This window comes from Alcanivorax borkumensis SK2, assembly GCF_000009365.1.
Taxonomy (GTDB): Bacteria; Pseudomonadota; Gammaproteobacteria; order Pseudomonadales; family Alcanivoracaceae; genus Alcanivorax; species Alcanivorax borkumensis.
Genome location: NC_008260.1, coordinates 392,539 through 402,500, shown reverse-complemented (window position 1 = coordinate 402,500; position 9,962 = coordinate 392,539). Strand labels below are relative to the sequence as shown.

The 9,962-nt window shown below is 55.5% G+C and carries 11 protein-coding genes (1 of these 11 running past the window's edge); 4 read left to right on the top strand and 7 right to left on the bottom strand.

Annotated features, from left to right (window positions below):
• Positions 1–829, bottom strand: partial view of a tyrosine--tRNA ligase gene (tyrS, locus tag ABO_RS01865; RefSeq protein ID WP_011587661.1) — the 5' portion only. The gene continues 371 nt to the left of window position 1, outside the view; only the first 829 of its 1,200 coding nucleotides appear in the window; the start codon lies at positions 827–829; its stop codon lies beyond the left edge, outside the window.
• A 156-nt stretch (positions 830–985) separates the two neighbouring features.
• Between tyrS and ABO_RS01860 the strand changes: the two genes are divergently transcribed.
• Positions 986–2,305: an OapA family protein gene (locus ABO_RS01860; protein WP_011587660.1), complete on the top strand. Its 1,320-nt coding sequence runs from the start codon at positions 986–988 to the stop codon at positions 2,303–2,305.
• Positions 2,295–3,398, top strand: a complete 1,104-nt coding sequence (locus tag ABO_RS01855; RefSeq protein WP_011587659.1) for an anhydro-N-acetylmuramic acid kinase — start codon at positions 2,295–2,297, stop codon at positions 3,396–3,398. The genes ABO_RS01860 and ABO_RS01855 overlap by 11 nt, the downstream gene beginning before the upstream one ends.
• Before the next feature lie 87 nt (positions 3,399–3,485).
• On the opposite strand, the gene ABO_RS01850 is transcribed toward ABO_RS01855, so the two are convergent.
• The 6 genes from ABO_RS01850 to ABO_RS01825 form a co-directional block, all read right to left on the bottom strand.
• Complete coding sequence (locus ABO_RS01850; protein WP_011587658.1) at positions 3,486–4,019, bottom strand: phosphatase PAP2 family protein; 534 nt, start codon at positions 4,017–4,019, stop codon at positions 3,486–3,488.
• Between the two features lie 264 nt (positions 4,020–4,283).
• Complete coding sequence (gene erpA, locus ABO_RS01845; RefSeq protein WP_041704763.1) at positions 4,284–4,643, bottom strand: iron-sulfur cluster insertion protein ErpA; 360 nt, start codon at positions 4,641–4,643, stop codon at positions 4,284–4,286.
• Positions 4,644–4,719: 76 nt separating this feature from the next.
• Positions 4,720–5,211: a bactofilin family protein gene (locus ABO_RS01840; protein WP_011587656.1), complete on the bottom strand. Its 492-nt coding sequence runs from the start codon at positions 5,209–5,211 to the stop codon at positions 4,720–4,722.
• 9 nt (positions 5,212–5,220) lie between these two features.
• Positions 5,221–5,949: a DUF6776 family protein gene (locus ABO_RS01835; RefSeq protein WP_011587655.1), complete on the bottom strand. Its 729-nt coding sequence runs from the start codon at positions 5,947–5,949 to the stop codon at positions 5,221–5,223.
• Between the two features lie 2 nt (positions 5,950–5,951).
• Positions 5,952–7,022, bottom strand: a complete 1,071-nt coding sequence (gene argC / locus ABO_RS01830) for an N-acetyl-gamma-glutamyl-phosphate reductase (RefSeq protein WP_011587654.1) — start codon at positions 7,020–7,022, stop codon at positions 5,952–5,954.
• Positions 7,023–7,127: 105 nt separating this feature from the next.
• Positions 7,128–8,558 (bottom strand): chloride channel protein, encoded by a 1,431-nt coding sequence (locus tag ABO_RS01825; RefSeq protein ID WP_011587653.1) that lies wholly within the window; start codon positions 8,556–8,558, stop codon positions 7,128–7,130.
• Between the two features lie 115 nt (positions 8,559–8,673).
• Here ABO_RS01825 and hemJ point away from each other — a divergent pair, with 115 nt between their 5' ends.
• Both hemJ and ABO_RS01815 read left to right on the top strand, forming a co-directional pair.
• On the top strand, positions 8,674–9,117 hold the full coding sequence (gene hemJ / locus ABO_RS01820) for a protoporphyrinogen oxidase HemJ (RefSeq protein ID WP_011587652.1): 444 nt from the start codon (positions 8,674–8,676) through the stop codon (positions 9,115–9,117).
• A gap of 79 nt (positions 9,118–9,196) precedes the next feature.
• Complete coding sequence (locus ABO_RS01815; protein WP_011587651.1) at positions 9,197–9,958, top strand: bifunctional hydroxymethylpyrimidine kinase/phosphomethylpyrimidine kinase; 762 nt, start codon at positions 9,197–9,199, stop codon at positions 9,956–9,958.
• Positions 9,959–9,962: the final 4 nt, after the last annotated feature.

The following is a 9,962-nucleotide window of genomic DNA, read 5'->3' as shown; positions in this document are numbered from 1 at the left end:
CAGCTTTCAACGCCTCAATGCGCTCATTTGAGCAGGCACTGAGCAACTCATAGTAGCGCCAAGTCAAACTGTCTGGAAGTGAGAGCAACTTACGGTACATTTCACCCGGAGCATCATTAACCCCTACATAGTTACCCAAGGACTTTGACATCTTCTGAACGCCGTCCAACCCTTCCAAAATCGGCATGGTCAGACAGATTTGCGGCGACTGGCCGTAAGTCTTTTGCAGGGTCCGACCCATTAGCAGGTTGAACTTCTGATCCGTACCGCCCAGCTCCACATCCGCCTCCAGCGCCACAGAGTCATATCCTTGGACCAACGGATAGAGAAATTCATGGATAGCAATGGGCTGATTACCTTTATAGCGCTTGTCAAAATCATCACGCTCCAGCATTCGCGCTACAGTATATTGGCCCGCCAGCTTAATCATGCCGGCCGCTCCGATCGTATTCATCCAGCTGGAATTGAATTCAACCCGAGTCTTACTTTCATCAAGAATCTTGAACACCTGCTCTTTGTAGGTGTCAGCGTTACGCAGTACATCCTCGCGACTGAGAGGCGGACGAGTGGCGCTTTTACCTGTAGGATCGCCAATCATTCCGGTAAAATCACCAATCAGAAAAATCACCTCGTGCCCCAACTCCTGGAACTGGCGCAGCTTGTTGATCAATACTGTATGTCCCAGATGCAAGTCCGGGGCGGTGGGGTCAAAGCCCGCTTTCACTCGTAACGGTCGGCCTAATGCCAGTTTTTTCCGCAACTCCTCTTGCTGGATGATCTCATCCGCCCCGCGGGTAATAAGTGCCAGTTGCTGATCCACCGTGGCCATACCTACCTCTAATTTCCAGACCCATTAACGAAAGCGCATCATTGTAGCACTTGAACGCGGCCAGAGAAGGCGGGTATCTTTGCAAGCCAGTTTTCCGCTGCGCTCCACGGAGCGCGCCAGTCTCTATTTACTCAACTCAGGCTTCACAGACTCTCAATGAAACAACTTATCTCTGCTGCCGGCAGGCTGGTGCGCCAGTTCCCACGCACCCATTTACTGCTGAGCATGGTATTGCTGGGCGGCGTCATCCTGATCGCTTTTCGCCCCGACAGTACCGAACCCACCCCGGAACGCATCCAAAACATAAGTCTGCCGGAACGCGTAACACCGACACCACAACCCACCAACAAGCCCGCCACTATTGCCACAGAATGGCAAACGGTGACGGTAAAAGCTGGCGACAGCCTATCTTCCCTACTCCAGCCTCTAGGTATTGGAGCTCAACAAGTTTACAAGCTGATCGGCAGTGATACACGGCTGGAGCGATTAGCCTCTTTGCGCCCTGGCGACACCCTGCAGGTTGCCATTAGTGACGAACAAACGCTGACCGCAGTACAGTATCACCCCTCCCGGGTGGAAACCCTCACCGCTCGCCTCAAAAATGGCCGCTGGCAGACTCGTATCAGCCAGCGCGAATATCAGAAACAAACCCGTTTTGCCCAGGCTCAAATTACCGACTCATTATTCCTCGCCGGTGCAGCCGCTGGAATCAGTGACAAGCTGACGTTACAACTAGCCAATCTATTCGCCTGGGATGTGGATTTTGTTCTGGATATTCGCAAGGGTGATCGCTTCCGCATCCTTTACGAAGAACTCTACTTGGACGGCGAAAAAGTGGGGGTCGGCGACATATTGATGGCCGAGTTCTGGAATCGGGACCGCCACCTGACAGCCTTTCGCTATAAAACCCTATCCGGGGATGTGGAATACCTAGATATCAAGGGGGGCTCCCTGCGTAAGGAATTCATCCGCACCCCGGTAGCCTTCTCTCGCATCAGTTCACGCTTCAGCCTAGGCCGTAAACACCCCATTCTTAACCGCATTCGCGCTCACAAAGGGATCGACTACGCCGCCCCCTCCGGCACCCCGATCAAGGCGGCCGGGGACGGCAAGGTCATCTTCGCCGGCATAAAAGGTGGCTACGGCAATGTATTAATCATCAAGCATGGTCAGAGCTACACCACCCTCTACGCTCACATGCGGAATTTTGCCAAAGACATGCGCGTAGGCCGCCGAGTGAAGCAGGGCCAAACCATTGGCTACGTGGGCATGTCCGGCCTAGCCACGGGCCCGCACCTGCACTATGAATTCCGCATCAACGGCGTTCACCGCAATCCACTGACCGTACCCCTTCCTAAGGCTCGCGGCATCAACGACAATGAGAGAGCGGAGTTTCTGATCGCCGCCAACCAGCTAAAGGCACAAATGACCCTGTTCTCCGAAGCCTCAACACTGGCCAGCAGCGATGTCTTCTAAGGCCCCACCCGCCCTATTCATAGGGCTGATGACTGGCACCAGTTTGGACGGTATCGACGCTGTCATCGCCAACATTAGTGACAACCATTTCACACTGGTCAGCACCCTGAGCCAACCCATCCCTGAGAGCCTTCGCGGCGAGATTCTCGGCCTCTGCCAGCCGGGCAATAACGAAATTGACCGGGCCGGCGCCGTCAGCCTTCAATTGGCTGAACACTACGCGAACACCTGCCAGACTCTGCTCGACCAGGCGGCCATCGCACCAGAACAAGTTCGCGCCATCGGTTGTCACGGACAGACCGTTCGTCACCGCCCACACGCTGCCGGCTTCAGCGTGCAGCTGGGCTGCCCAGACACCCTCGCTGTGAAAACGGGCATCGCCGTGGTTAGCAACTTCCGCAATAAAGACATCGCTCTGGGTGGACAAGGCGCCCCGCTAGTACCGCCCTTCCACCAACAGCTTTTCGCTCGCCCCGATCAACGCATCGCAGTAGTAAATATTGGCGGCATGGCCAATGTGACGCTACTAGAGAATGGCCAGCTCAGCGGCGGCTTTGATACCGGGCCGGGCAACGTATTGATGGATAGCTGGATTCAGCAACATCACCAGCGGGCCTATGATCGCAACGGCGACTGGGCTGCCAGCGCCCAGCCCGACTTAGCCCTACTCAACACCTTGCTGAGCGACCCCTATTTCCGGCTGCCCCCCCCCAAAAGCACTGGGCGGGAACGTTTCAGCCTTGACTGGCTAAACGAACAACTTGCGAATCATTCACTCACTACCAGCGTAGTCCAGGCCTCACTAGCAGAACTCACCGCCCACTCAATCAGCGATGCACTCAGTGACTTCCAACCGGACCAAGTGTTGATCTGCGGCGGCGGCGCCCATAACCAACACTTGCTAGAGCGCATCCAAGCGCTACTCAGCACCCCAGTCACCAGTACCGCCAAACAGGGATTGGCCCCAGACTGGGTGGAAGCTGCCGCCTTTGCTTGGCTGGCCTGGGCTCGCATGGAAGAAAAAGCAGGCAATGCGCCAGTGGTTACCGGCGCGTCAAGGCAGACCATATTGGGGCAGGTCACTTTACCGTGATCAAGAAGGCAAGGTGCCAAAGCACAGCTCGGCAACTATCAGTTGGCACTGCCAGCGCTTGGTGTCTTTCAGCTCGAAGCTGGCACCTTAAACCAGCCAGAGACCAATCATGGCACAGCCAAAGCCAAGGGCGGCTCCAGCAAAAATATCCGAAGGATAATGAACCCCAAGCAACACTCGCGACAGCCCTACCATCAGCGCCAAGCCCAACGCAAGAGCTATCACCGGCGGGTAAAACACGCAAAGCAAAGACGCCATCACAAAGGCTGCCGCAGTGTGACCAGACGGAAAGCTGAATCGATCCGCCGGCTGGATAAATGCCGACAGGCTTTCCAGCGCATCCGCCGGTCGAGGCCGCTTGATTAGATGCTTGAGCAATACAAACAACGGCATCTCAAGGGCGTAGGCCACCATCGCAGTGAGAGCAAACTCACTGCCACCCTGGCGATCCATCCCCCATATACATAGCGTCAAAGCCACATAAAACGGGCCATCGCCGAAGCGAGAGACCATCCGCGCCAAACGGGCACGACGGGCTGCCTGTGGCTGCTGTAGCAACCAGCACATGGCCCGGGTGTCTGCGGCGGTCATTCGTTGAAATGTCGGTTTTGTCGTCATCATGGGTTCAGTATCTACCCGAAAAGCGACGAATTGTTGATTGAACGGTGAATTTTTTATGACAGCAGCAGGCGTATCATGCAAAGCGCAAAATCTCAAGGGAACACAGAAAAGTCGGTCGCGGGCCACTGAAAAGTGGTCAAAATGTACTTAGAGCACATCAGTTGCGCTTTATTTAGATGGCTAAAGATGCGCAATCTAAAAGTTGCACCTAGATTGCGAACCGGCCTAAAAAGCTGAGCAGGCAAGAAGGTTTTCAACAGCCGACTAGACCGAGAAAGAAGACCCGCAACCACAAGTAGTAGCCGCATTAGGGTTGCTCACCACAAAACGTGAGCCCATCAGGCCTTTTTCGTAGTCGACCACGGAGCCATCCAGATACTGGATACTCATGGCGTCCACCAGCAAAATGACACCCTCTTTCTCTACCGAAGTATCGTCCTCGTTCACCGTCTCATCGAAAGTAAAACCATAAGAGAACCCTGCGCACCCACCACCGGTAATATAAACACGCAGCTTGAGGTTCGGATTTCCTTCGTCGTCACGCAGCTCTTTAACTTTGGCGGCGGCGGCATCGGTAAATGAAATCGGTGCTGACTCGATCATACTCTCGCTATCGGCTGACATTTGGGCAGAAGAAAAGCCACTCAGGTACGAACCCTCCTGAACGGACTGATCATGTTCTAGTACCCGACTAAAACAGTCAAGAATTATCCGCACTCCCCTTCCCTACCACATTCTCTTCGGCTGGCGTCTCAGCCGGTTCTGGCTTGGTAACCTTTTTGGCATCCGGCGCAGGCAGACTTCGACGTTCGTCATCCAGACGCACCAACTTGCCATTCACCTGCGCCCCCATGACCATCTCAACCATGCGATAGTATACATTGCCCTCCACTGAGGCCTTTTCTGCCAGCTCAAGATTCTCCGTGGCGTGCACATCGCCTTCTACACGCCCATTAATTACCACCTGAGCAACCCGAATTTCACCTTTAACCACACCGCTTTCACCGATTACCAAGCGGCCACCCTCCTCGCCCACACTGACACTGCCTTCCACGGTACCTTGGATATGCAAACCTCCGGAAAATTCAATATCACCACGGACGGTTGCGCTAGGCGCAATCAATGTGTGGTTACGGTAATCCTGGGACGACGATCCTGTAGTCATCGAGCTTTTTTTGTATCGGCTTAGCACACGATTCTCCTACTGCCACTTTATCGTTTTTTGTGTCTCGTAACGGCTCATGCCGCCGCTCTCAGCATCCACATCCAGCGCCTGCACCGCCACCCCTTCAGGCACCTTAAATCGGCCGTTCAGCTCTTGGAAGTAGCGAAATCTGAATTGGGTCTCGCTGCCCTCTTCAAGCCAATCGCTGCCAGCAACAATAAACGCTTTACCATTCTTTTCACCGCGCAACTGCAAGCTAATATCACCGGACAGATAACCCCGGTTATCCCCAGACTGTACCAGGACGACACGGTACAAATATTCGCCAGTGTCGCTATTGTGCTGCAGCGTCATCTTTTCAATCTGCAAGCCCCCCTCGCTACCGCCCGGTGCCATAACATTTTTATAAAATAGCACCGCCTCTTCGAGTTCCGCGACTTGATCCTGCAATGCCTTTATCTCCTGACGCACCTCTTCACGAGCCTCCAAAGTCAGCTCTGAATCCGCGCGAAAAACTGCCAGCTGGCTACGCGCGGTGTCCAATTCAGCCTGCAGGATCTTGGCTTCCCCACGCAGACGGCGGTTGGAGTCGGAGGCGTCCATGACACCTCCTGCGCCCAACCAACCGCCAATTAAAAACAGCAGCACCCCAGCAAACAGTGCCACTAACACCAAAACCCGACGCCGCTTCTTCTGCTGAGAAGGGCTCACCGGCATCAACACCACATCATCAATGCCCGCGCGGCTTTTTGGCTTCCTTGCCATGATTATGGCGCCAGCGGAACCACTGCCAGCCCCGCCCCCTCATCCAAGCCAAACATAATATTCATGGCCTGCACTGCCTGGCCTGACGCCCCTTTCACCAAGTTATCAATCACGGACAAAACAACAATCACGCTCTCACCCCGAGGCTGATGCAATGCCAGCCGGCACATATTGGCGCCTTTAACGAAGCGCGTCTCCGGGTGGCTACCCAGCGGCATCACGTCTACAAAGGGCTCATCGGCATAACGGGCTTCAAACGCTGCCTGAATTTCTTCCAACGGGGGCGCCGACGCGGTGAGCTGACCGTAAAGGGTGGAATGAATACCACGAATCATGGGAATAAGATGGGGAACAAATGTAGCGCTTACCGGGCCACCAGCGATATCCGCCAGCCCTTGCTCGATCTCTGGCAAATGTCGGTGGCCGCTGGCGCCATAAGCCTTGTAGCTCTCTCCAGCCTCCGCCAGCAACATCGGCACCTTGGCACTTTTGCCGCCACCACTGGCGCCACTGGCCGCATTAGCGATCAGCTGATCGGGTTTGATCCAGCCGTTTTCTAACAACGGCAAATAACCCAGCTGAATCGAGGTGGGATAACAACCGGCGCAGGCTACCAACCGAGCGTCACGAATCGCTTCGCGGTTCACTTCCGGCAAGCCATAAACCGCATCCGCCAGCAACTCTGGGCAGGCATGGGGCTCCCCGTACCATTCACTCCACAGCTCATGATCCCTCAGCCGGAAATCTGCTGACAGATCCACCACCCGCACACCGGCGTCCATTAGTTCGGGCATCATCCGCATAGCTACATTATGGGGTGTAGCAAAGAACACCACGTCACAGCCTGCCAGCCGCTTTGCGTCCGGCTCACTGAAGACCAGATCAGTTCGTCCTCGCAGGGAGGGAAACAGGTCAGCCACCGCCACACCAGCTTCGCCACGAGAGGTAATCACATCCAATTCTGCATGGGGGTGGTTAACCAACAGGCGCAATAATTCAACCCCGGTATACCCGGTACCGCCAACCACACCCACTTTCAGCGGTGCACTGGCTTGTGCTGGCTGAGAAGACATATCCCACTCCTGAACTGCATCAATAAAAGGAAGCCCTGCATGATAGGGGCGCCATCGATCAGCGGCAAGAAAGCCCCCATAACCGTCTCTCCTTCCAGGTTACGGTCACCCGGGCAGTTGCCGCTCGGGCTCTTTCCCTGCGCCCATCGACCCGGCTTTTTCGTTGCCTCGTTCCGCCGGTTTGTCCTGGGGCTTTTCCAGCGCCATACCCTGACCATCAGAAAGCCGATCAGCCAGAGAGTCATACAGCGGCCGAGGCCAGACAATTTTAGCCACCGCTGCCGACAGTAGCGCCCCCGCCATAAGCGGCAGCAGAATATCGTGGCGGTTGCCCGTCAGCTCCATCACGATCACAAAGGAGGTAATCGGTCGCTGTATCACCCCGGCCAGAAACGCCGCCATCGCCACCAGCGTTACCCCCACCAGCGACGAGCCAGGAAAGAAACCGCCCACCACGTTACCAACACCGGCGCCAGCAGCCAGACTAGGGGAAAACAGACCACCCGGAATCCCGGTAAAATAAGACACCAACGTGGCGGACATTTTCGCCAATGCAAAAGTCCAGTTACCCGGCTGTTCCCCGCTAAGCAAGGTAGAGGCCTGCTCATAGCCACTACCGTAGGTTGCCCCCCCGGTGATCAAGCCGAGAAAGACCACCACTAGCGCACACAGCACCACCACACGATAAGGGTGCTCCTTGGCATAGGGAGAGAGAAACTGGCTTCCCTTTATCAACAACCGGCTGAAGAAACCGCCCAGAAGACCACACACCAGCGCCGTCACGCCAATAGCGGCCCAGTCCCGAGTGATATCCAACGCCCCGTCTGGATGCCCGAAAAAACTGTAGTGGCCCATTATCATGAGCACCACCACACCGGAAAGAATAATCGCCATAATTAGCGTGCCGCTGGTGCGCTGCTCAAAAGAACCAGACAGTTCCTCGATGGCGAACACAATCCCCGCCAGAGGCGCGTTAAACGCCGCCGATACCCCTGCCGCGCCACCCGCCACGATTAAGGAATTATCCACGTATTTCTGATTAAGCTGGCCCACCCGACCCACCGAATACATCATCGCCGCGCCCATGTGCACACTAGGCCCCTCGCGGCCAATACTGGCGCCGCACAGCAGCCCTAGGCAGGTGAGCACGAATTTGCTGAGGATCACGCGTAACGACAGAAAGGCGGGGCGCAACCAATGGTAACGCTGCTTGAGCACCACCAACACTTGAGGAATACCACTACCCTGCGACTCGGTGCCCAGCTGCCTCATTAACCAGACAATAACCACCATGCCCACCGGGGTTATTAACACCGGCAAATATGGAGAACGGGCATGGATTTGGGTGAAAGTGTGGGACGCTAGCTCTGCCACCCAAGCAAACGCCACCACCAGCAAACCGACCATGACAGCGCCGGACCAGAACACCGCACGCAATTTCCAGTCCTGCCAAGAACCCAGCTGGCGGCGACTCAGACGCCGAGTGCGAAATAGGTAGTAACGCATCAGACGACTATGACGTGGCCGCTTATTCACAGCGCTCCTTTACGTAAGACGGCAGCAAGTGGACCGGAAAGAATAGAGTTAAGTCTGTATAGTGTACGCCCACTGGAAACATCTCTCCAATGCCTCCACCCATAAGGGAAATCCCATGCAGTTTGCGCTCGACTACTTTCTCTGGATCAAGGCCTTCCACTTGATTGCTATGATTTGCTGGTTCGCCGGTATTTTCTACCTGCCGCGCCTTTTCGTGTACCACGCCATGGCGGACGACCAGCCGAGCCGCGAACGTTTTAAAATCATGGAACGCAAACTCTATCGGGGCATCATGAACCCCAGCATGATTGTCACTGTGGTTCTTGGGCTATGGATGTTCATGACCAACATTGATGCGTATAAAGGCAGCGGTTGGATGCATGCCAAGCTAGCCCTGGTGTTCCTGCTGATTGGCTATCACCACGTTTGCTTGTCCTACATGAAGAAGTTCGCCGCTGATGCCAACACCAAGAGCGACAAGTTCTACCGCATCTTCAACGAAATTCCGGTTTTTCTGCTCATCGCCATTGTGCTATTAGTGATAGTGAAACCATTCTAAAGCGCACCTCGTACTGGGCGCCCTGCGGTACCTGCGCTAAGCCGCCGCCCAGCATTAAGCACTAGCATCAGGCCTTCCAATGAAACCCAACATTCTTGTTATCGCCGGCCACGATCCCTCCGGGGGGGCAGGCATCCATGCCGACATTGAAGCCATTCAGGCACTAGGCGGCTTCGCGTCTACCCTGATCACCGGGCTCACCGTTCAGAATAGCCAGAATGTGCGAGGCTTCCGGCTCACCGAAATAGACTTACTGCAACAGCAAGCTGACGCACTACTCGACGACATGGACTATCAAGCGATAAAAATCGGCATGACCGGCTCCATCGCCATCGTCGACTTCATCACCCAGCTACTCAAACGGCTGCCCAATGTTCCGGTGATTCTCGATCCGGTACTGGCCGCAGAAGCGGGCGGCAGCCTAGCGCAGGAATCCCTTGCCGAGGTAATGCTCGACACCCTGGCACCACTGTGCGACGTGATGACCCCCAATTTACCGGAAGCGCAGGCATTAAGCGGCCAACAGAGCGTTAGTGGCTGCGGCCAAGTCTTGGTGCAGCGTAGCGGCTGCGCTACGCTAATCACCGGCACCCATGACGATACCGATCAGGTAGTCAACCATCTGTTCACACCCTCCGGTGAAGAGCAATGGCACTGGGACCGATTGCCTCACCGCTATCACGGCTCTGGCTGCACCCTGGCGTCGTCCATTGCCTGTCTGCGTGGCCACGGTCAGTCGCTGCACAGTGCCGTGGCCAATGGCCAGGCTCACGTGGACAAATTCTTGCGCAATGCCTTTCAACCCGGGCAGGGACAATACGTACCCAACCGTCAACCCTGAGCCT